We start from the raw sequence: 19,874 nt of genomic DNA, 5'->3' as shown, positions 1-19,874 counted from the left end.
CCGCAAGGGCGAGGCATGCGGTTTGCCGTTGTGCTTGGTTATCTCGGGACTCATGGCGAGGGAAATCCTTCCGGGACGCCGCCACGTGCACCGGGCGGAGCCGTTCCCGGGTGCAGCGGGAACGGCGAAGCCGGTGGGCGGTACATGTAACGGGTCCTTGGAGAGTGAGGGTGTGTGTGCCGGGGGGTGCCGGGAGCGCTGCTCAGCTCGCTCCCGTTGGTTCCTTTGAGACTGCGTTGGGTGACTCTTGCTGCTGCATCGAGGTGCGCATCCGCCCGAAGCCCTTGAGGACACGGTCGGCCGCTCTATAGAGAGACGGTCGGTCCAGGACAATTGTTCGGGCTTTGTTGAAAGGAGTTCGGCCCATCCAGTGAACGGCCGCCGTCGCGGACGGTCGCGAGATGCGGCCCTCGGCGACGTAGAGGACGCCGCTCTTGAGCCAGTCCTTGTACTCCTTGCCACCCTTGCCCATGTCGACCATGTGCACCCCGTCGCTCGCGGCGGCCTCGGCCATCTGCAGATGATGGACGATGCCCGGTGAGTAACGGGCGAACTCGGTGTCGTAAGCGGGGAACCACCCTACAAGCGTGGTCGCCGTACGGAGGCCGAAATGCCCAGCCACCGGGACGTCCCCGGCATAGAGCATGGTGAGGACGCCGGCGAAGTCCGATGACTTTTCGGCATGCATCATGTCGGTCAGTTCGACGATCCACGGCTGGGCGAACCTGTCCACCCGGCCGGTTCTTCGATACTGGTCCGACTTCCAGGCCAGCAGCGTGCGCAGCACTTCGGGATCGGGCGAGGACCAGGCCAGGCGCAGGTCGCCGTGCTCGCGGCCGAGCTTGCGCTCCTTGTAGCGCACGGTCTTGAGGTTCTTCGGCGAGTTGACCTTGACCTGCTCGATCCAGGTCTCGAACCCGGCGGTGAAGTCCATCACGGGGGCCGGGCGCACGTCCGTCTCATACGGGGCGAACGTCGGCTGTCCCGCCACCAGGTGGTCGAAGTCGAACACGCTGAGCTTGCAGGCCCGCAGCAGGGCCTTGGCGTCCAGCTCCAGATCCGGGGCGGCGATCAGACCATGGCACGTGGTGAGGAAGCCGCCGAGCGGCTTGCCGATGCCGAAGCTGTGCCGTTCGTACGGGAAGAAGCCGGCGATGTGGCTCCCGTCGGAGATGACCGCCACCCTCACGTAGTCGCGCAAGCGGTCCATCGCGACGGCGAACTCCACCGACAGGAAGGGGTTGTCCAGGCTCGGGTCGGCCTTCTGCAGCTCACGCCACCGCGCGCGCTCTGAGTCTCCGAGATCCCCCGGCCGGACTATCTGGATCTTCACCTTGCCCTGGCCCCCTGTTCGGTCTGCATGCTCTTCCCCCGGTACAACACGCGAAGCACGTACATGAACCCGCCGAGCACTGCCACCGTCGCCACACCGGCTCGGGGCGACCACGCGTTGAAGAGCAGCATGGCCTGGGCCAGGAGCACGTTGATCACAAGACTTGCCGCGGCTCCCACCGACAGGGCGGCGAGTGGGTCACGATCGCGCAACAGTCCCACCACGGCCGACCCTGGAACGACGAGAAGGAACAAGGAGATGAGGAACGGGCGCAATGGCGTCTCTATGTCGAACAGCGCGACTATCGCTCCCGCGATGCAGGCCAGCGCCAGCAGCCATGCCAGCGCTCTGCGGTGCTTGAGCATCTCCTGTTTCTCTCCTGCTCTTGCTGGTTGGGGCGCGATGGGTCGCAGTTCATGGGACCAATCCGCGCCTGGACACGTCAATGCCGACGCTTGGCGACGCGCTCAGGTTTACCAGCAAGCCGAGATTTCTCATGTGAGTTTCAACACATGGTCAAGTGTTCTTCGCCCCGGACACGTCCCCAAGCACACCAGAATGCCCTATGTGGCCGGGCATCTTCGAGTCAGGGTCCGAATTATCCCTTTTTGTCGTCTGTGGCTGTGGATCTCCTGTGAATTGGCCTGGTCTTTGCCTTTTCACTCGTCCGGGTTCACTCGTTCAGGGGATCCAGGTCGTCCACGGAGGAGCTCCGCTGCACCGTGGGCGTTTCGGACGGTTCCGCGGACACGGTCGGCTCGTCGGTCGGCGGCTCCGACGTCTGCGACCGGCCGCCTTCCCAGGACAGCGAGCAGGTCGCGGTGCCGCCGTTGGAGGTGAAGGTGACCCGGCCGCTGCCGGACACGTCCGGGTCGACCACCGTGGCCCAGACCACCACGGACCCGCCCGTCCTGATCGAACCGCTCACCGGAAAGACGTCCAGCCCCTGTGAGGCGGTCGCCAGCCAGGAGACCGTCGCGTTCCGGGCCCTGAGCCCGATCCTGCCCAGGCCGTCGGCCATCTGCGGGCACGACGCGGACAACCGGGCGCCCGGCGCGGGCCTGCGCCGGGTGGCCGTCGGCGCGGCGGCGGGCCTGGTGGCCGGGAGGGTGCCGGCCGGCCGCCCGCTCGGCCTCGGGGTGGGCCTGCCGCTGGACGGGGCACGGCTCGGCGACGGCGTGAGCTCGTCCTGATCCGGCACCGGCTCCGGCGTGGGAGCCGGCTCGACCAAGAGCGTGGGGGAGGGGGAGAGACGCAGCGCCGTGCCGGTGGAGGTGTCGCGCCCGTTGATCACGACCACCGCCCCCGTGGCGGCCAGCAGGCACGCGCCCGCCAGCACCACCGGCGCCAGGCGGTGCGGCCGGCGCCGGCGCGAGCGGCGCTCGGCCGTCACGGGGAACCCGGTCCGGTCGAAGGTGTCCCCGCGATCGGTGATCAGCGTGCGCGTCTGGTCCCGCTCGGGGTTGACGCACGTGTCGACAACCCGCCGGCGCAACGAGATCGGCGGGTACGCCACCGGCACCATGTCCAGCAGCCGCCCCGCCGAGACCTGCCGATGCCGCCTCTCCGTGCACACCTCGCAGCCGCTGATGTGCCCGGACAACCGCCGCCGCAGCAGCGGGGTGAGCGGCCCCTCCCACGAGTCCACCATCGCCGACAGGTCGGGACAGTGCGCCCGGCCCGTCCTGGCCAGCACCACGGCGGCGGCGGTGTTCTCCAGGTGATCCCTGGCCCTGCCGAGCCGGGCCGCCGCCTGCCGGGAGGTCAGTCCCAGCACCGCGGCGGCCTCCGACGGGGTCAGCGCGTGCCGCAGGGACAACTCCAGGACCTCCCGCTCGGACCCGCGCAGCTCGCGCAGCGTCTCGCGGACCAGGTCGGCCAGCTCGGGGTCCTCTTGTTCGTCGAGGTCCGGCAGCGGCAGGCCCTCGGTGGGAGCGCCGCTCCGGTGCGCCATCCTGGCCCGCGCCTGGAACCTGGTCAGCGCGTACAGCCAGGCGCGCAGCCGGGCGGGCTCCTTCAGCCGGTGCACGCATCCCTGCGCGGTGACCAGGGCGTCGTGCACGGCGTCCGTCGCCACGCCCCGCTCGCCGGAGAGGGAGAAGGCGTAGTCGTGCAGCCGCTCGGCGTAGGAGTCGTAGAGCTTGGCGGGAGCATCGGTGTCGGCTCGCCGCAACGCCCCGACCAGCTCGTTGTCGTCGGCGCGATCGACGGTCGGCCATCCAGCCACGGATTCCTCCCCGCAGGTACGACGGGCGCTCAAGCCCCACGCGGAGAGGACGCGGCATCATTCGTCCAGGTTCGCCCCCCATGCCCAATAGGCATGCTTATGGCCTCACTCCGTGAGGCGGGCTGGGTCAGCCGTCGCAGTTGGGGGTGCAGAGGCGGCGTTCCATGCCCTGCAGGAAGAAGTCGCGGACCTGGAGGACGTTCTTGGCGATGTACGCCTCGCCGCCCGTCGACTTGGCCAGCGCGTCCATCTGCTCCTTGCCCTTCTCGGCCTCCGGGCCGAAGGCGATGAGCAGGATGCTGATGGGCCGCTTCGCGTTGTAGGTCTTCTTCAGGTACTGCAGAAGCTCGGCGTTCTTGACGCCGCCGTCAGGATCGTCGTTGCCCGCGCCGTCCGTGAGGATCAGCAGCGTGTTGATCTTGTCCTCCTGGTACGACTTCGTGAGCTGCCCGTACGCCGCCTTGACGGTGTCGTTCAGCCCGGTGTCGCCCGTCGCCTTCGCCTCGACCTGGGAGAAGTTCCTCGCCAGCGTCTCCTTGCGGAGCGTCCCGTCGACCGACTCGCTGAGCGGCCCGACCGAGACGAGCTCCTTCCAGTCCTTGCCCTTCCCGTCCAGATGCGTGGAGAACGTCCACAACCCCATCTCGGAAGCGGCGGGGAACAGGCCCAAGCCCTCGGTGGCGATCTTGTTGATGGCCTGCATGCGGGTCATGGTCGTGCCGGGCACCGGCAGCGCCATCGTGCCGGAGACGTCGAGCAGGGTGAGCAGGCGGGTGCCCAGGTTCAGCCGGGACCAGGTCTGCACCATCCGGGCCACGGTCGCGCCGTCCGGCGGGTCCAGGGCGGCCGGCGTCTCGGGCGTGAAGCCCTTGTCCTTGGAGAGCGCGTCGCCCGCCTTGCCGTCCGTGTCGCGGAACCCGGCCTCGCGCAGGATCTTCTTGGCCGACTCCGTGCTCAGGTTCTGCTTGAAGTCCGCAGCGGCCTTCTGCACGCCCGGGTCCTTGGTGAGGATCGTCACGGGGTAGTCGAGGCTGAGCGTGCCTTCCTTCGGATAGAGCGCGACCACCGGCGCTTCCGGCTTCTTGGCGTTGTGGGAGTAGATGGCCTGCTCGGAGGTGACGCCGATGGGCACCCTGTTGCCGGACTTCACGGTGAGGCTGGCCAGCAGCGCCGTCGAGTCGGACACGAGCTGGTCCGACAACTCCTTCAGCGCGCCCACCAGCTCCTTGTCCTGGCCCGCTTCCTTGGCCGTGCCGGCGGCGGCCAGCAGGGCGGCCAGACCGGCGGAGTTCTTCTGCGGGTCGAGGGCGAGCACGCGGACCTTCTTGCCCGGCCCGTCCACGTTCGCCACGTTCGCCGCCGAGATCACGCTGGCCCAGCTCGGCTGGAGGGCTCCGGCCAGCTTGGCCGCGGCCGACTTGGCCGTCGCCAGCACCACGGGCGAGGCCGCGATCGAGCCTTCGATCTGCGGCAGCGCCGTACCGTTGGACAGGGTGCGCATGCTCTCCATGAGCAGGCTGGAGTCGGCGACCCAGAAGTCGGCGCTCACCTTGCCGGCGGCCAGCGCGTTCGCGGTCCTGGCCGCCGCCTCCTTGGCCACCGTCACCTCGACGCACTTGCTGTCGATCGAGTGCATGGCCTTGTTGTAGTTGCCGGCGATCTTGTTGAGCGCGGGCTGGATGTCGGGAGTGGCCACGACGCGCAGCGCCAGCTTGCCGCTGGAGCAGTCATGGTCGCGGTTGAAGATGACGAAGGCCGCGACACCGAGGAGCACGGCGAGAGCGACGGCCCCGGCCAGCGGTACGAGCACCCTGCCACGACCGCTGCGGGACCGCCTGCGGCTGGGGGGTTCGTTTGCTCGGTATCCGCCATCGAGCTCGTCTGTGCGGTGTCGCCCCACGATGTCCTCTTTGGTGTGATCGAGACCTTCCGGAGACCCTAGCGGGAGATACTCCGCAATACTCGGGGAACGATACTCGGTGCATCTAGTGTGGCAAAACAGCTCTTTTGATGCAGTGATCACACACAGTGGCCGTCAATGACAACATACGTGACCGCGCCAAGCTCGCGCGCCTTCTCGGACCGCCACCCCGGCCAGCGCCACCGCGACCGCCGGATCCACCCACCACCACCCCAGAGTGGTGAGCCACAACCCCGCCAGGACCCCCGCGGCCATCGCCGCGCAGATCAGGTTCTGGGTCCCCTCGCCGGACGTGGCCGCCGACGCCAGGCGCGCCCCGAGCCGCCGCTTGGCCAGGCCCAGCACCGGCATGCTGACCAGGCTGACCGCCGTCACCACGATCCCCAGCACGCTCGGCACGGCCCGGTGCCCGGCGTCCAGATCGTGCGCCACGTGGATGACGAGGTAGGGCGCGAGCAACCAGAAGCTCAGCGCGACCGCCCGCCTGGCGGTGTTCTCGGCGCTCGGCGAGAGGGTGCGCGCGCCGGTGAAACGCCACACCACGATGAGGCTGGCGGCGGCCTCCACGAACGCCGAGAGCGCCCATCCGATGAGCGCGACGGAATGAGCGGCCAGCCCCGCCGCGAGGCCGAGCGTGCTCTCGACGGCGAGCCAGACCAGCGTGACCACCGAGAGCGACCGGGCGGTCCCGGCGGCGCGCAACCAGTCTGCTGACGCGGCCGGATGCTCATGAATCCGCTGTTCAGACACCATGAACCCCCGAATCCCCGGCTATCAGGCCATCGACAGCACCACGTACCGTATCAACTACCCTAAGTGACCTCGTGTCGCATCGGCGAAGGAGGGGCAAGCTTCGCCAGATAATGAGCGTTGATCGACCTCGGGGACCGGCTTGCGCCGTTGGGAGATGTCTGTGCCGTTCACACCTAGCCACATCGCCGCGGTGTTGCCGCTGGTCTCCTCCGGACGCGTCCGCAAGGTCGTCGATCCATGGGCGCTGGCGCTCGGCGCGATGGTGCCCGACCTGCCGATCTTCCTGCCGTTCCTGCCCGACTACGACGTCTGGCACACCTGGCTCGGCGTGCTCACCATCGACCCGCTCGCGGTGCTGGTGCTCCTGCCCCTGTTCCACTTCGTGTTCAGGGAGCCGCTGATCTCCCTGCTCCCGCCGTCGCTGGCCGGCCGCGCCGCGCTGCTCGTCCCCGAACGCCTCCGGCTCCTGCCCATGGCCGCCGGCGCGGTGACCGGCGCCGCCACCCACGTCTTTTGGGACTCCTTCACCCACTCCGCAGGCCCCGGCCTGTGGGGCGCCTGGTTGTCGGTGTCCGTCTTCGGGGTCATCAGGCTCTTCCGCCTGCTGCAGTACGTCTCGTCCGCGATCGGCCTGGCCCTCGTGCTCTGGTGGGGCTGGCGCCGGCTGTCCGCCATGGCGTCGGTGGCCGTGCCCAGGCGCCTGCGCATCTCGGGCCGCGTGCGCTGGACGGTCATGGCGTCCTGCTCGATCGGCACGATCGCGGGCGCGTTCCTGTGGCCCCTCGTGGACGAGCCCATCCCCGCGCTCGGCGTTCCCAGCGTGCTCACCAAGACGGGCGCGGGCACCCTCATCGGCCTGTGCCTGGTCCTGACGGGGTACGCGGTGGTCTGGCAGGTCAGGCGGCGCATGGCAGTATCGGAAGGTGCTTGAGTACGTAACCGACGCCGACGACCCGCGCCTGACCGACTACACCCGGCTGCGCGACGTGGAGCTGCGCAAAAGCCTCGAAGCCGAGCGCGGCCTGTTCCTGGCCGAGGGCGAGAAGGTGATCAGGCGGGCCATCGGCGCCGGCTGCCCGGTCCGGTCGGTCTTGACCACCCGCCGCTGGCTGCCCGCACTGGAGGACGTCCTCGGCGAGTCGACGGTCTTCGTGGTGAGCGACGAGATGATGTCGGGGATCGCGGGCTTCCCGGTCCACCGGGGCGCCCTGGCCTCCATGGAACGGGTTCCGCTGCCCGCCATGGAGAGCCTGCTCAAGGGGTACACCCGGCGCCTGCTGGTCCTGGAGGACCTGGTCGACCACGCGAACGTCGGCGCGATCTTCAGATCGGCCGCCGCGCTGGGGGTGGACGCGATCATCCTGTCGCCTCGGTGCGCCGATCCGCTGTACCGGCGGGCGGTCAAGGTGTCGATGGGCGCGGTGTTCTCGATCCCGTACGCGCGGATGGACAACTGGTTCGAAGGGCTGGCCCAGTTGCGGGGGGCGGGCTTCCAGACATTGGCCCTGACTCCGGATCAGACAGCCATACCTATAGATACGGTGAAAATGTCCGATCGGGTGGCGTTGCTGCTGGGTTCGGAGGGCGACGGCCTGTCCTCGCACTGGCTGGAGGAGGCCGATGAGGCGGTGTGCATCCCCATGAGCGCGGGGGCGATGGCCGCAGGGGTGGACTCTCTGAACGTCGTCGCCGCAGCGGCCATCGCCTGCCATGGGTTGATGCGGTCATAGAACTTGGCCGCTACGCAGGTCGCTTGACCGCGTGCTGCGCCTTCGACCAGACACGCGCGTAGCCCGAGACACGCGGCTAGCCGGCTTGCGTGAAGTTGATGGTCAGGTTATCCGTGGTCACGACGTGCTCTTTGAAGAAGCGTTGTGTTCCGTCCGAGACCCAGATCAGCCAGCAACGGTCGAATCTTTGAGGGGGGCAGGGATACTGAAACGGTGACGCCTTGGTTTGTCCGCTCACCGAGTGGGCGTGGGAATACCAGAAACGCCCCACGTCCTTCAGATCCCTGTCATCTACCTTGATTCGAACACCAACATCGATGTTCCACCAGCCGCGGACATGGTAATCGCCACCTTCGCCACCGCACAGGGAACGATCTGCGAACGTGATTGCCGCCGCGATGCGCGATGACGTTTGATTGGCGAGCCAAAGCGTCATCGCAGACCGCCCCCTGAATCGGGGTTCGCCGTCGATTCGTTCGGCGTGATCAGTCTGATCGGACCAGCAGGTGCAGGTTGTTGCTGAGGATCGAACTCCCCGACTGACGTCTCGACCGGGACGAGTTCCGCCTCCTGCACTTCGACGTCATCACGGATCTCGTCGTAACCGGTGTCCGCAACGGCCGATTCACCACCCAAATCAGTCGGCGGCGCAACCCGGGAAGACTCGGCTTCCATCGTGATCTCTCCTAACCGGACCCACGATCTGTTGCGGCAAGACAAACGATTCAGGGTCACAGAAAGGAGGGTCCGTCCGAACCGCTGAGCTGAATCGCTGGTCCCGTACCCCACGGACGACAGCTGAACCAGCCGGGAAGAGATCTGTAGAGAATGCAAAATCCTTTTTATCCCGGTCGCCATTTTAATTGATTCAGGACTTGCTGATCCTTGGTTCTGTCATGGGTGCTCGCAGAGCTTGGCGCAGGGCGCGGCGGGCATTCTTCGATTGTCCAACGCACGGAACCAGCGAAAAAGTGAGGTTCGGATGACGGAGCGTGAGCCCGATCCGACGACGGCGTTCGGCGCCATGGCGGAAGAAGGCGGGCTGACGGTGGCGCCCTCGCGGAAGCCGAGGAACACCAGCGACCACGAGGGCGGGGTCAGCGACGAAGAGCCGCCGCCTCCGCCCTCTGCGGAGATCGATGACAGGCCGCTCTCCCAGCGATTCGGCGAGCCCGGGGAGTAGATCGTGTCAAAGATCGAGTATTCGAGATTGTACTTTCGTAACAACTACCGCCATCGGCTGTGGGTGGCCATCATGTTCCCCGCTTCGTACACATGTTCGCAGTTCGGTCGCTGGCGCACCGAAGGATGGTGGTCCATCGATCCCCGCGGGCAGGCATACGTCCTCAAGACCCTCTCTCGAACCGCCTACTTCTACGCGGAGGCCGACGACGGCGCGATCTGGGACGGTGGCCCGAATGCTCCCATCATGTACGTCACTCAAGACTCGTTCGTCTCCTGCAATCTGATCAACACCACCGGCTCGCGACCCGTCCGAGTGGATCGTCTCAACCTCGGCACTGGCGCATTCATCCAGCCTCTCGGCTGAACCCGTGGGTCGACACCGGCGCCAGGTGCGGCACCTGGAGCAAGTACGCCGAGTCCTGGCGTCGATGAGCTCTCCGGGGCTACTGGGCTCGTTGTCGGGCCGGGTGGACGTTTAACGGTGTGGCGGAGGGCACGGGCACACACCGTCGTGAGGAGAAAGAGATGAAGTCTGCAGAGAAGGCCACCGCGCTCGGGATCGGCATGCTCAGCGGCGCCCTGGCCGCCTCGTTGTTCAAGCGGGTCTGGACACTGGTCTCCGGCCAGGACGACGCGCCCGACGCCGACGACCTGGCGCGGGGCTGGACGGAGGTCCTGGTCGCCGCGGCGATCCAGGGCGCGATCTTCGGCCTGGTCAAGGCCGCCGTGCACCGCGCGGGCGCGCAGACCTTCCGCCGCAAGGCGGTCAAGGGCTGATCTTCACCGCTCGGTCAGGGCTGGCCGGGCAGCCAATCAGGGTAGGCGTCGAGGTCGTGGAGCACCGGCTGGCTGATGATGGGCCCGCCGTGGCCGCTCTCCCTGATCCGTTCCTCCAGGATGCCGACCTGCGCTGCCGTCGTGATGAACGTGAGCTGCCAGGTGGTCTCGTCACCAGCCTGGGCGGGCTGCGTCACCTCGGCTATGTCGATCGAGGTCGCCAGACCCGCGTCGAGAATGCCGTGAGTCAGCGCGGCTGCCCGCTCGTGGCCCTCGACCGTCGTGCGGACCTCGATGAATTCCGCCATGGGATTCGTCCTTACGGGGGAAGCGAGAAACCCTACCCTATCCGGGGAAATCGTCCGGGCAAGCGCGCTCGGAAAGGGATTTCGCGGAGGGCGGCGCCGTGGACGATGCACAATGTGATCGTTCGATTACGTTGAGCCGTCTCCCGGAGAGCCCATGGATCTGCCCTGGATCGTCACCGTCATGGCCGCGGCGGGGGCCGTCGCCCCCGCTCCGCCGCCCGTGTCACTCCCGGCCGGGGTGCTGGCGGCGATGCCGTTCCTGGCCCCGGCCCGTGTCACGGTCGCCGCCTTGACCTGCGCCGCCGACACGCCGCCCGGCCGGCCGCTGAGCTTCTTCCCGCGGGTCGCCCTGGCCCCGGGACGGGTCACCGCGCGCGGCTATCTCCGGCTCACCCACTGCGTGTCGCCCGACGGCTCGGCGACCGCCCTGCGCTCCGGCTGGCTCAGCTTGAAGGCCGTCTCGACCACCTCGTGCACCAGCGTCCGGGATGTCCGGGGCCGCGCCGTCGTCACCTGGTTCGGCGCGGACGGCCGTCCGATCGGCACCTCGAAGCTCCGCGTCAAGGCCGACCACTTCGCCACGCACCGCCCGGCCGACACCCTGCTCACCGGCGCCGTGGCCACGGGTCCGCTCGCGGACCAGCCGTTCCACGGCGACATCACGCCCAGCGGCACCCTCCTCGGTTGCCTCACGCGCGGGATGAGCACCCTCGACGGCGCCGGCCGCATGACCTTCGGCTGATCCGGGTCAGCCGAGGGCGATCTGCTCCTCGGCGAAGTCGAGCAGCCGATCGGCCGTGGTGAAGCGGCGCCCGTCCTGGCTCTCGTGCAGCAGCACGCCCACCACGCGCCTGCCGCCCCGCTCGCCGGCGAAGAGCAGGCAGTAGCCGGCCGCGTTCGTGTATCCGGTCTTCACGCCCAGGACGCCCTCCGTCTGGGTGAGCAGTTTGTTGAGGTTGCGCCAGGTGTGCGCCCGGTGCACGCCCGTCTGGCCGACCCTGCGCGCCGTGCTCCCGACGACGGTCGTGAACGTGCTGTTCTCCAGCGCCTGCAGGGCCAGCTTGGCCTGGTCGACGGCCGTGGAGTAGCCGCCGCCGCCCGGCGTGGGCATGCCGTCCGCGTTCGTGTAGCGGGTGCCGTCCAGGCCGAGGGAGCGGGCGGTGCGGTTCATCTTGGCGACGAAGGCCGCCTTGCCAGGGCCGTAGTGCCGGGCCAGCGCGTTGGCCGCGTCGGCGCCCGAGGGCAGCAGGAGGGCGTACAGCAGGTCTCTGACCGTGAACCGCTCGCCCCTGCGCAGGCCGGCCGTGGCGGCGCCCCCCTTGGCCGCGTACTTGACGTCGGCCGCGGTGATCTCGATCGTGTCGCTGAGCCGGGCCTCGCTCAGCACCACGTAGGCGGTCATGACCTTGACCAGGCTGGCCACCGGGACCCGCTTCGTCTCCCGCTTGCCGAGGTGGATCGTTCCCGTTGAATCGATCACGTACGCTGAGACCGCGTGAATCGCGGGCGCGTCCGCGGCGGCCCGGGCGACGCCGGCCGGGTAGGACACCCCCACAACCACGGCGAGTGCGGCAGAGCTGATGAATCCCCCAATACGCATGCCAATCATGGTGACAGGAGATCAAGGGTTCGTTTGCTGAACTACGCCATATGGCCCCATCAGATAGGGGTAAATGAATGATAGATCCGACATGGCGGGGGGAGCGGGCTGTGGCAGGCAGGTTCGTCATCAGCAAGGACGAGCGCGGCGGTTACCGGTTCGCGCTCGTGGCGAACAACGGGCAGACGCTGGCGGTCGGGGAGGGCTATTCCAGCAAGGCCGCCTGCGTGAACGGCATCGAGACCGTCCGCAGGAACGCGCCCGACGCGGCCATCGACGACCAGAGCACCGCCTAGGACACCAGCGCGCGCTCCTCGCCGGCCCGCTTCCGCTTCCTGCGCCGCACCACGAGCCAGGACACCAGGGCGACGGCGAGCACGGCCACGGCCGCCGCCGTCACCGGCGACTGCGCGGCCAGCTCCAGCCAGCCCCACACGAGGGCCGTCAGGCCGAACCACCAGATCGGCGCCCAGGTCAGGCAGCCGAGCGCACTGGCGACGACGTACCAGGGGTAGGACACCCGCAGCGCCCCCGCCACCCAGGGCAGCGTGTGCCGCAGCATGGGCACCCAGAAGCAGCCGTAGACGGCCAGCGCCCCCCACTTCTCGACGACCCGCTCGATCTTGGCGATGCGCTCGCGGCCCAGCCGGACGCCGACGCGCGAGTCGTAGAGCTTCGCGCCCAGCTTGCGGCCGACCCAGTAGTAGACCTGGAACGCCCCGAACAGCGCGAGGATCAGGACGGCGCCCACCAGCCAGTACGGCAGCCCCAGCCAGAACGGCCTCGTGGGATCGGCAATGTCGATCACCGTCACCCCCTCCCCAAGCCTTAGGTCAGGCTTACCTTATTTCACGGGCCACGTCATTGCCACACCGGACGCTGCAAGGCCCTCGCAAACGGTGCAACCAGCCGACAACCAGCGCTCAACCACCCAGCCCCACTCTAAGAACGAGCAAAAGGGGTGTTGGAGATGACGACGAGAAGCGCAGCCGTCCTGGCAAGTGGCACCGCGAACGCGGCCAAGCTGTTCGTGGCCGCCCTCGCCTTCACCAGTGCCTACGTCGGCCTCTCGGCCTACAGTAACGCCGGCTCCACCGCGGCCCAGGCGCAGACCCGACCGGCGCAGACCATCACCCTGTCGGCCCGCGAGGTGCCCGTCACCGAGGCGATGGACACCCCCGCCAAGTCCGGCCGGCTCACCCTCGGCGTCCTGACCAGCGGTGACACCACCTGCGCCAGGTCGTACGTGATCCGCGGCGTGGTCGTCAACCCCGACCCCGCCGGCTCCGTGCAGTATGGCTGGCGGCTCGCCCGCTGGAGCCCGGCCACCAAGACCTGGCGCACCTATCTCGCCGCCCACGACGGTTTCGCGGGAGCCACGGAGACCGTCGAGTGGCGGCCCCAGATCTCGGGGAACCCCGGTTGGTACCGCGTCGAGCTGGCCGTCGAGGGCGCCAAGGTCGTCAAGACCGACCGTTTCCAGGTGAGCTGCTGACCGACCGGCGCGCCGCCTCCACCCAGCGCGGCACGCCGACCCGCTCGGCCACCTCCAGCGCCTTGGCGTAGTGGTCGCGCGCGGCGTCGGGCTGCCCCAGGCGGACGGCGAGGTCTCCGAGCGTCAGCGCCACCGGCCAGAGCGCGACCACGCCGGTGCCCGCGCCCGCCACCCGGTCGGAGAACGGCTTGAGCTTGTCGTAGCAGTCGACCATCCGCTCCCGGTCGTCGAGCAGCATCCCGGCCAGCGCCCGCCACGTCATCGCCAGCTCGTAGAGGAAGTCGGGGCGCACCGGCGGCCGGGTGGCGGCCACGGCCTTGGCGTCGCTGAGGTGGCCCGCCGAGGCCAGGGCCAGCGCGTAGGCGTCGAGCGACCACTTGGCGCCGTTCATGTGGGCCTCGGCGAGCCGGTCGACCATCTCGGCCGCCCGGCCGTCGACCAGGTGCAGGCAGAACGTGGTGATCAGCGGCAGGTCCTGGCGGCCCTCCAGCATGCCCACCCGCGCGGTCATCCTGATGGCCTCGCGGTAGGCGCGCTCGGCGCCCGTGTAGTCGCCCGAGATCATCAGCCGCTGGCCGGCGTACCAGACGACGACCGCGGCGGGCGCCGACAGGTCGTACTGCTTGGCCAGGCGGTCGGCCGCGGCGGCGTGCTCGTCGGCGACGGTGAACTCGCCCCTGGCCGCCGCGCACTCCAGCAGCACCAGGTGCGCCAGCGCCTGCGTGGCCATCTGCCCGGAGCGCTGCGCGACCTCCAGCAGCTCCCGGCCGATGCTCTCGCGGGTGTCGACGGCGGGGATGTCGTAGGACTGGCGCAACCGGCCGCTCAGCGCCGCCGCGATCAGCGTCGGGTCGCCGCTCTGCCGGGCCAGCTCCAGTGCCTCCAGCGACGCCTGCCGCCCCCGCTCGGGCGAGGAGGAGCCCTCCAGCTCCAGCGCGAGGGTGGTCAGCAGGCTCGCCCGCAGCCGCTGCTCGCCGGCGGGCAGCTCGATGAGCGCCTTCTCGGTGACGTCCACGATCTCCCACGCGGTGCGGGTGAAGTCGCGAGCCATGCCCTTGTGCGGCACGGCCAGCGAGGCCGCCACCTTCGCGGTGATCTCCAGGTCGCCCAGCGGCAGCGCGGCGTCCATGGCCTGGCGGCGCAGCAGCCGGGCCGCCGTCATGTCGCCGCACAGGGCCAGTGCCCTGATCTGGCGCAACATGAGCCGCAGCCGCTCCTTGGCGCGCTCGGGCCGTTGCTCGCCGCCCGGCCGGCCGCTCTGCTCGCCGCTCTGCTCGTCGCCGCGCGAGCGGTCGAACGCGGCGATGGCCTGCTCCCACAGCGAGGCGGCCTCGCGGTGGGCGAAGCGCCGCTCGGCCTGCTCGGCCGCCAGGCCCGTGTAGCGCACCGCCTTCTCGGCCGCGTCGGCCAGGAAGTAGTGATGGGCGAGCGCGGCCACGTCGGACGGCGTGCGCTGCTCGATGACCGCGGCCACGGCCGCGTGCAGCCGGGTGCGCCGCAGCCGGGAGGCGTCGGAGTAGATCGTGTCGCGCACCAGGTCGTGGTCGAACCGGAGCAGCCCCGGCCCCGGCTCGGTCACCAGCCCGGCCAGCAGCGCCGCCTCGACGGCCTCGATCACGGCGTCCCAGTCGCCCGCCACGGTGACCAGCACGTCGAGGTCGACGTCGCGGCCGATGACGGCCGCCTGCAGCAGGATCTGCTGCGCGCCGGCGGGCAGCCGCGAGATGCGCCGCCGCAGCACGTCGCGCACGCCGGACGGCACCTGCGAGAGCACCTCGGTCGCACTGGCCCGGTCGGCCGCGCCCTCGGAGTCGAGCAGGCGCACGGTCTCGCGGACGAAGAACGGATTGCCGCCGGTGCGCTCGACGATCGACTCGACGGCGTCGTCGTCGATGTCGCGTACGCAGGTCGCCTTGACCAGCTCGGCCACGGCCTTCGGGTCGAGCCCCGACAGGCCCACGCGCAGCGGCCCCAGCCTGGCCAGCGCGGCCAGCACGTCGGACTGGCGGTCGTCGAGCTCGCTCTCCCTGCACGTCACCACGAGCAGCACCCGGCTGGTCGCCAGCAGGCTCGGCAGCGCGCGCAGCAGGGCGAGCGTCTGGTCGTCGGCCCAGTGGAGGTCTTCGAGGGTCAGCAGCACCGGTGCCCGGCGCGCGACCCCGGCCAGGTAGCCGCCGACCGCGCGGTGCAGGCGGAAGCCGCCGGACAGCTCGTCCTCTTCGGGGTCGGGGGCGGCGTCGTCGAGCAGCGGGGCGAGGAGCTGCGCGTATTCGCCCGCGCCGGTCGTGCCGGTCAGCGCGCGCAGGATCTCCACCCAGGCCCAGCCGGGCGGGGTGGCGCTGGAGTCGGGGCAGGCGCCGGAGGCGGTGATCCAGCCGTCGCCGCCGAGCCGGCCTTCGAGCTGGCGCAGCAGCGTGGTCTTGCCCGCGCCGGCGACGCCGGCCACGATCGCGACCTGGAACCTGCCGGTGCGCGAGGCCGCCGTGGTCAGCCTGGCCAGCTCGGCGTCGCGGCCGACGAACGGCTCGGGCTCCAGCGGCGGCGGCTCGACGGGCGCGGCCGGCCGGGGCGGCCAGGTGTCGGTGACCGGCGCGGCGGCCCGCTGGGGCCGCGCGGGCAGGGCCAGCTCCAGCTCCGGCGACTGCGCCAGGATGTCGGACTCCAGCTTGCGCAGCGCGGGACCGGGATCGATGCCGAGCTCGTCGGCCAGCATGTTGCGCGCCCGGCGCAGCGCGGCGAGCGCGTCGCCCTGGCGGCCGCAGCGGTAGAGGCCGAGGGCCAGCAGCCGCCAGCCCTCCTCGCGCAGCGGATGCTCGGTGGTCAGGGCCTCCAGGTCGGGCACGGTCTCGGCGTGCATGCCGAGGCGCAGCCCGGTGTCGGCGTGCCGCTCGCGCGCCACCAGGCGCAGCTCCGCCAGGCGGTTGACCTCGGCCTCGGCCCACGCCTGGTCGGCGAAGTCGGAGTAGGGGGTGCCGCGCCACAGGCCCAGCGCCTTCTCCAGCCGGCCGCGCGCGGACTGCGGGTCGCCCTCTTCGAGGTGCTCGCCCGCCGCCCGGACGAGCTGCTCGAACCTGAGCGCGTCGACCTGGTCGGAGGCCACCCGCAGCGCGTAGCCGGAGGCGACCGTCACCAGCAGCCGGTTGGGGCCGCCGCGCGGGCGGCCGGGCTCCAGCACCCGGCGCAGCCGGGAGATGTAGACCTGCAGGCCCGACTGGGCGCCCTTGGCCGCGTCGTCGTCCCACAGATCGTAGAGAAGCGTGTCGACCGGAACGACCTGCCCTCTGGCCACGAGAAGGCGGGCGAGGACGGCCCGTTGCCGCAACCCGCCGAGGTCGAGTTCGTCGTCGTGTTCGTACGCCTCGACTGGCCCCAGAACCCGGAACGCCACCATGTCAGCCGCCACGCTATGCGGGCCTGCGAATCACGCACAAGGCCCGTGGTTGATTAACACGAGATGGGTTTGAGATTGTCACTGAGGGGCCTTCGAGATCGCGGACGGGGGCTCCGCGCCGGCGGTCCGGCCGTTGCGCCTGCGCAGCAGCGCCCATGCGCCCAGTGCCAGGCCGCCGAACGGGATCTCGACAGTGTAAGTCCAGAAGCCGAAAAGCAGTGCGGTCGCGGTCGCCGGAGCGACCGGCACGCCGAAAGCCGAGGTCAGCAGGAAGACCACTCCGCCCTCCATGATGCCGGCCCCGCTGGGCGTGATCAGGGCGCTGGTGAGCACCCGCGAGAGGGCGAAGACGGCGATCGACTGGGCCGGCCCCGGCCAGGCGCCGGTGACCTGCATGCAGACGGCCATGATCGCCCACTGGAAGCCGAGGAAGAACAGCATGCCGAGCGAGAGCCCCGGCCACCGCTTCCTGACGATCTCGGCGGTGTCGGCGCGCAGCCGCTGGAAGGCCCCGGCGGCGTCGATCTTCAGCCGCAGCAGCCGGGTGAGCGCGTGGAGCGCCCGGCCGAGCAGGGCGGCGGCGCGGTCCCAGTAGAGGGCGGCCGCCACGATCACGCAGAGCGCCAGGATCGAGAGCGCGCCGGTCCAGCCCGCGCCGGCGATGGTCGAGTTGGGCGCCTCGCCCGCCGTCAGCAGCGCGATGATCCCCACGGCCGGCAGGATGAACCTGAACAGGGTGTTCCAGATCCCGCTGACCAGCGTCATGACCACGATGGACCGGTTGGCGAAGCCCCAGCCCCTCGTCATCGCGAACGACAGCGCGACCCCGACCGCGCCGCCGAAGGGCAGCAGGTTGCTGACCGCGCTGCCCGCCGCGTTGAGCGTCAGCGCCTGCGGGTGGGTCAGGCCGGGCAGGGAGTTGGTCAGCACGAACGTGTAGGCCAGCAGGCTCAGCAGCCACAGCCCGGCCATCAGCGCGATCTCGCCCACGTCGAGGGCGCCGAACACCGCGCCGATCTCGGCCCAGGAGACGGGCTTGCCGGTGAGCGCGCGCACGATCTGCGGCAGGTAGAGCACGAGCAGCACGGCCAGGCCGAGCGAGAGCACGGAGAGGAGGGTCTGGAGCCACTTGTTCTTCATCGGGGTCCAGTCTGCCGGGTGGCGGGGGCGGCCTCGTCGTGCGCGGGTCCTACGGGGGCCACCGGTCGAAGGGATGGTTGAGGCGGGCGCCGGGGGGCAGGTCGCGGCGAACATACCACTCGGTGCCGAAGACGAGACGGTAGAGCGGGCCCGGGACCTTGAGCATGACGGCGAGCGTGCGGTCGCTGTCGCCGCCGCTGGCCTGGGAGGAGTGCGCGGCCATGGACGCCCGCTTCTGTTTCGTATATTTCCGGACATTGACGCGGTGCGTGATCGTGTCGCTCGACGAGTACGCGCTCTCGAACGTCCGCACGTCGAACTCCGGCGGGAACTTGTAGAACCGCCCAGCCAGCTTCAGCAACCTGACGAGCGGATCGCGGTTGACCGTCGCCTCCAGGACGATCTCCGTCCCGGCGATGGCCGCCGCCCGCTTGCCCACCCGGTGCACCTGCACGTGGTCGGGATGCCCGTAACCGCCGGCCGGGTCGTAGATGGCCAGCAGGTCGGCCCGCTCCTCCTGCAGGATCGCGGCCAGCGCCTTGGCCGCCGCCTCGCTGTCGGCGTCGATGAAGGCGTTGTCCGGCCGCTCGCTCGCGACGCCGCCCTTGGGGCTCAGCCCGGAGTCGCCGTAGCCGAGACACTCCACCCGGGCGCACCCGAGCAGCGCGGCCGACTCGTAGAGCTCCTTGAGCCTGGTCTCGCCGAGCGCGTCGCCCGGCGCCATCTCGGCCAGGCCGCGTTCGCCCGCCGTGGCCACCACGAGCACCACCCGGTGCCCCTCGGCCGCGAGCATCGCCATGGTGCCCGCCGTCAGCAGGGCCTCGTCGTCGGGGTGAGCATGGAAGAAGACAGCGGTACGTGGAGGCACACGCCCAGATTAGTCTGGGAGGGGTGCGGATCTTTCACGTGAGTGACTGTTACCTGCCGCGACTCGGCGGGATCGAGGTGCAGGTGGCCGATCTCGTGCGCGAGCAGCGGGCGGCCGGCCACGAGGTGTCGGTGGCCACGGCGACCCGGGGCGAGCCGCTGCCGGGTGTGCGCAGGATCGTCGCCAGGATGCCGTTCGACCTGCCGGTGCACCCGTTCGGGGTGGGGCATCTCACGCGCTGGATCACCTCCTCGCGCCCCGACGTGGTGCACGTCCACACGGGCGCGGTCTCGCCCTTCGCCTGGATGGGGGTGCGGGCCGCCGCGCGGGCCGGGGTGCCGTGCGTGGTCACCGTGCACAGCATGTGGGATCCGGTCACGCGCGGGCTCTACCGGTTGTTGCGGCTGGCGTTCGGCTGGCAGCGGTGGCGGCTGGTGGCGACCACGGTGAGCAACGCCGCCGCCGTGCCGATCCGCGCGGTGGCCGGGCCGGAGGTTCCGGTGCGGGTGGTCTCCAACGGGCTCGACCTGTCCGGCTGGGCGCCGCCCGCCGGGGCGCCGCACCGGCACGACGAGGTGCACATCGTGGCGGTGGGGCGGCTGGCGCCGCGCAAGCAGCCCGTGCGGCTGCTGAAGCTGCTCCTGGCGGCCCGCGCGCGGGTGCCCGCCCGGATCCCGATGCGGGCCACGATCGTCGGCGACGGGCCCGCTCGCGGGCAGATGGCGCGGTTCCTGGCCAGGCACGGCATGGCCGGCTGGGTCTCGCTGCCGGGCCGCTACACCAGGGAGCAGATCGCCAAGGTGCTGGAGTCGGCCGACGTGTTCGTGGCGCCCGCGCCGCGCGAGTCGTTCGGCATCGCGGCGCTCGAAGCGCGGGCCGCCGGGCTGCCCGTGGTGGCCAGGGCGCAGAGCGGGGTGGCCGACTTCGTCAAGAACGGCGTCGAGGGGTTGCTCGGCCGGACGTTCGGCGACCTGACCGGGGCCGTGGCCCGGTTGTGCGCGGACGCGGGGCTGCGCGAGACCATCGCCGCGCACAACCGGGCGACGCCGCCGGCCGCGGGCTCGTGGGCCACGGTGCTGGACGGGTTCGACCGGGCGTACGAGCAGGCCAGGGCGTCACGGTGAGCGCGGCCGAGCAGGCCAGGGC

At 70.3% G+C, this 19,874-nt stretch carries 22 protein-coding genes; 9 read left to right on the top strand and 13 right to left on the bottom strand.

What is annotated here, in order from left to right:
- Window positions 1-202: 202 nt before the first annotated feature.
- From ACWD0F_RS21615 to ACWD0F_RS21595, 5 genes are all read right to left on the bottom strand, one after another.
- Entirely contained in the window at window positions 203-1,333 is a 1,131-nt protein-coding gene (locus tag ACWD0F_RS21615; protein ID WP_449878060.1) for a GNAT family N-acetyltransferase, read from the bottom strand.
- Window positions 1,330-1,698, bottom strand: a complete 369-nt coding sequence (locus tag ACWD0F_RS21610; RefSeq protein ID WP_449878058.1) for a hypothetical protein — start codon at window positions 1,696-1,698, stop codon at window positions 1,330-1,332. Before ACWD0F_RS21610 ends, ACWD0F_RS21615 begins: the two co-directional genes overlap by 4 nt.
- A 308-nt stretch (window positions 1,699-2,006) precedes the next feature.
- Window positions 2,007-3,560, bottom strand: a complete 1,554-nt coding sequence (locus tag ACWD0F_RS21605) for a sigma factor (protein ID WP_449878057.1) — start codon at window positions 3,558-3,560, stop codon at window positions 2,007-2,009.
- Window positions 3,561-3,687: 127 nt separating this feature from the next.
- Window positions 3,688-5,370, bottom strand: coding sequence for a substrate-binding domain-containing protein (locus ACWD0F_RS21600; RefSeq protein WP_449878056.1), 1,683 nt, complete (start codon window positions 5,368-5,370; stop codon window positions 3,688-3,690).
- Window positions 5,371-5,595: 225 nt separating this feature from the next.
- Complete coding sequence (locus ACWD0F_RS21595) at window positions 5,596-6,234, bottom strand: hypothetical protein (RefSeq protein ID WP_449878054.1); 639 nt, start codon at window positions 6,232-6,234, stop codon at window positions 5,596-5,598.
- Between the two features lie 160 nt (window positions 6,235-6,394).
- Here ACWD0F_RS21595 and ACWD0F_RS21590 point away from each other — a divergent pair, with 160 nt between their 5' ends.
- Window positions 6,395-7,165: a DUF4184 family protein gene (locus ACWD0F_RS21590; RefSeq protein WP_449878052.1), complete on the top strand. Its 771-nt coding sequence runs from the start codon at window positions 6,395-6,397 to the stop codon at window positions 7,163-7,165.
- Window positions 7,158-7,964, top strand: coding sequence for a TrmH family RNA methyltransferase (locus ACWD0F_RS21585; RefSeq protein ID WP_449878050.1), 807 nt, complete (start codon window positions 7,158-7,160; stop codon window positions 7,962-7,964). Before ACWD0F_RS21590 ends, ACWD0F_RS21585 begins: the two co-directional genes overlap by 8 nt.
- 76 nt (window positions 7,965-8,040) lie before the next feature.
- On the opposite strand, the gene ACWD0F_RS21580 is transcribed toward ACWD0F_RS21585, so the two are convergent.
- Both ACWD0F_RS21580 and ACWD0F_RS21575 read right to left on the bottom strand, forming a co-directional pair.
- Window positions 8,041-8,400 carry a hypothetical protein gene (locus ACWD0F_RS21580; protein WP_449878048.1) on the bottom strand — a complete coding sequence of 120 codons (360 nt, stop codon included), beginning with the start codon at window positions 8,398-8,400 and terminating at the stop codon, window positions 8,041-8,043.
- Window positions 8,397-8,639: a hypothetical protein gene (locus ACWD0F_RS21575; RefSeq protein WP_449878047.1), complete on the bottom strand. Its 243-nt coding sequence runs from the start codon at window positions 8,637-8,639 to the stop codon at window positions 8,397-8,399. Before ACWD0F_RS21575 ends, ACWD0F_RS21580 begins: the two co-directional genes overlap by 4 nt.
- A gap of 307 nt (window positions 8,640-8,946) precedes the next feature.
- Here ACWD0F_RS21575 and ACWD0F_RS21570 point away from each other — a divergent pair, with 307 nt between their 5' ends.
- From ACWD0F_RS21570 to ACWD0F_RS21560, 3 genes are all read left to right on the top strand, one after another.
- Complete coding sequence (locus tag ACWD0F_RS21570; RefSeq protein ID WP_449878045.1) at window positions 8,947-9,147, top strand: hypothetical protein; 201 nt, start codon at window positions 8,947-8,949, stop codon at window positions 9,145-9,147.
- 3 nt (window positions 9,148-9,150) lie between these two features.
- Window positions 9,151-9,513 (top strand): DUF1036 domain-containing protein, encoded by a 363-nt coding sequence (locus tag ACWD0F_RS21565; protein ID WP_449878043.1) that lies wholly within the window; start codon window positions 9,151-9,153, stop codon window positions 9,511-9,513.
- Window positions 9,514-9,674: 161 nt separating this feature from the next.
- Window positions 9,675-9,926: a DUF4235 domain-containing protein gene (locus tag ACWD0F_RS21560; protein WP_449878041.1), complete on the top strand. Its 252-nt coding sequence runs from the start codon at window positions 9,675-9,677 to the stop codon at window positions 9,924-9,926.
- Between the two features lie 14 nt (window positions 9,927-9,940).
- Here the strand turns inward: ACWD0F_RS21560 and ACWD0F_RS21555 are convergent, their stop codons facing one another.
- Window positions 9,941-10,234 carry a hypothetical protein gene (locus ACWD0F_RS21555; protein WP_449878039.1) on the bottom strand — a complete coding sequence of 98 codons (294 nt, stop codon included), beginning with the start codon at window positions 10,232-10,234 and terminating at the stop codon, window positions 9,941-9,943.
- A gap of 154 nt (window positions 10,235-10,388) precedes the next feature.
- Here ACWD0F_RS21555 and ACWD0F_RS21550 point away from each other — a divergent pair, with 154 nt between their 5' ends.
- On the top strand, window positions 10,389-10,976 hold the full coding sequence (locus tag ACWD0F_RS21550; RefSeq protein WP_449878037.1) for a hypothetical protein: 588 nt from the start codon (window positions 10,389-10,391) through the stop codon (window positions 10,974-10,976).
- 6 nt (window positions 10,977-10,982) lie between these two features.
- Here the strand turns inward: ACWD0F_RS21550 and ACWD0F_RS21545 are convergent, their stop codons facing one another.
- Window positions 10,983-11,834: a D-alanyl-D-alanine carboxypeptidase family protein gene (locus ACWD0F_RS21545; protein WP_449878036.1), complete on the bottom strand. Its 852-nt coding sequence runs from the start codon at window positions 11,832-11,834 to the stop codon at window positions 10,983-10,985.
- A gap of 110 nt (window positions 11,835-11,944) precedes the next feature.
- Here ACWD0F_RS21545 and ACWD0F_RS21540 point away from each other — a divergent pair, with 110 nt between their 5' ends.
- Window positions 11,945-12,130 (top strand): YegP family protein, encoded by a 186-nt coding sequence (locus tag ACWD0F_RS21540; protein ID WP_449878034.1) that lies wholly within the window; start codon window positions 11,945-11,947, stop codon window positions 12,128-12,130.
- Here ACWD0F_RS21540 and ACWD0F_RS21535 read toward each other — a convergent pair.
- The gene (locus ACWD0F_RS21535; protein ID WP_449878032.1) at window positions 12,127-12,642 is read right to left on the bottom strand and encodes a DedA family protein; all 516 of its coding nucleotides are present in this window, start codon (window positions 12,640-12,642) and stop codon (window positions 12,127-12,129) included. The two genes, ACWD0F_RS21540 and ACWD0F_RS21535, sit on opposite strands and share 4 nt — an antisense overlap.
- A 162-nt stretch (window positions 12,643-12,804) precedes the next feature.
- On the opposite strand from ACWD0F_RS21535, the gene ACWD0F_RS21530 reads away from it, so the two are divergent.
- A complete protein-coding gene (locus tag ACWD0F_RS21530) occupies window positions 12,805-13,329 on the top strand; it encodes a hypothetical protein (protein ID WP_449878030.1) in 525 nt (174 codons plus the stop codon).
- Here the strand turns inward: ACWD0F_RS21530 and ACWD0F_RS21525 are convergent.
- The 3 genes from ACWD0F_RS21525 to ACWD0F_RS21515 all read right to left on the bottom strand — a co-directional run bounded on the left by ACWD0F_RS21525 (window position 13,298) and on the right by ACWD0F_RS21515 (window position 18,728).
- Window positions 13,298-16,720 carry a BTAD domain-containing putative transcriptional regulator gene (locus ACWD0F_RS21525; protein WP_449878028.1) on the bottom strand — a complete coding sequence of 1,141 codons (3,423 nt, stop codon included), beginning with the start codon at window positions 16,718-16,720 and terminating at the stop codon, window positions 13,298-13,300. The two genes, ACWD0F_RS21530 and ACWD0F_RS21525, sit on opposite strands and share 32 nt — an antisense overlap.
- A gap of 78 nt (window positions 16,721-16,798) precedes the next feature.
- The gene (locus tag ACWD0F_RS21520) at window positions 16,799-17,860 is read right to left on the bottom strand and encodes a lysylphosphatidylglycerol synthase domain-containing protein (RefSeq protein WP_449878026.1); all 1,062 of its coding nucleotides are present in this window, start codon (window positions 17,858-17,860) and stop codon (window positions 16,799-16,801) included.
- Between the two features lie 49 nt (window positions 17,861-17,909).
- On the bottom strand, window positions 17,910-18,728 hold the full coding sequence (locus ACWD0F_RS21515; protein WP_449878024.1) for a PIG-L family deacetylase: 819 nt from the start codon (window positions 18,726-18,728) through the stop codon (window positions 17,910-17,912).
- A 38-nt stretch (window positions 18,729-18,766) separates the two neighbouring features.
- On the opposite strand from ACWD0F_RS21515, the gene ACWD0F_RS21510 reads away from it, so the two are divergent.
- On the top strand, window positions 18,767-19,852 hold the full coding sequence (locus tag ACWD0F_RS21510) for a glycosyltransferase (RefSeq protein WP_449878022.1): 1,086 nt from the start codon (window positions 18,767-18,769) through the stop codon (window positions 19,850-19,852).
- The last annotated feature ends 22 nt before the right edge of the window (window positions 19,853-19,874 follow it).

This window comes from Nonomuraea sp. NPDC002799, assembly GCF_053592075.1.
The sequence above is the reverse complement of the archived record's forward strand: the minus strand, read 5'-3'. Positions and strand labels throughout refer to the sequence as shown.

Bases quoted from the DNA above. Each gene is read 5' to 3' on its own strand.
- ACWD0F_RS21610 (WP_449878058.1), bottom strand. From the start codon at position 1,698: ATGCTCAAGCACCGCAGAGCGCTGGCATGGCTGCTGGCGCTGGCCTGC.
- ACWD0F_RS21595 (WP_449878054.1), bottom strand. From the start codon at position 6,234: ATGGTGTCTGAACAGCGGATTCATGAGCATCCGGCCGCGTCAGCAGAC.
- ACWD0F_RS21580 (WP_449878048.1), bottom strand. From the start codon at position 8,400: ATGACGCTTTGGCTCGCCAATCAAACGTCATCGCGCATCGCGGCGGCA.
- ACWD0F_RS21575 (WP_449878047.1), bottom strand. From the start codon at position 8,639: ATGGAAGCCGAGTCTTCCCGGGTTGCGCCGCCGACTGATTTGGGTGGT.
- ACWD0F_RS21570 (WP_449878045.1), top strand. From the start codon at position 8,947: ATGACGGAGCGTGAGCCCGATCCGACGACGGCGTTCGGCGCCATGGCG.
- ACWD0F_RS21560 (WP_449878041.1), top strand. From the start codon at position 9,675: ATGAAGTCTGCAGAGAAGGCCACCGCGCTCGGGATCGGCATGCTCAGC.
- ACWD0F_RS21555 (WP_449878039.1), bottom strand. From the start codon at position 10,234: ATGGCGGAATTCATCGAGGTCCGCACGACGGTCGAGGGCCACGAGCGG.
- ACWD0F_RS21550 (WP_449878037.1), top strand. From the start codon at position 10,389: ATGGATCTGCCCTGGATCGTCACCGTCATGGCCGCGGCGGGGGCCGTC.
- ACWD0F_RS21545 (WP_449878036.1), bottom strand. From the start codon at position 11,834: ATGCGTATTGGGGGATTCATCAGCTCTGCCGCACTCGCCGTGGTTGTG.
- ACWD0F_RS21530 (WP_449878030.1), top strand. From the start codon at position 12,805: ATGACGACGAGAAGCGCAGCCGTCCTGGCAAGTGGCACCGCGAACGCG.
- ACWD0F_RS21525 (WP_449878028.1), bottom strand. From the start codon at position 16,720: ATGGTGGCGTTCCGGGTTCTGGGGCCAGTCGAGGCGTACGAACACGAC.
- ACWD0F_RS21520 (WP_449878026.1), bottom strand. From the start codon at position 17,860: ATGAAGAACAAGTGGCTCCAGACCCTCCTCTCCGTGCTCTCGCTCGGC.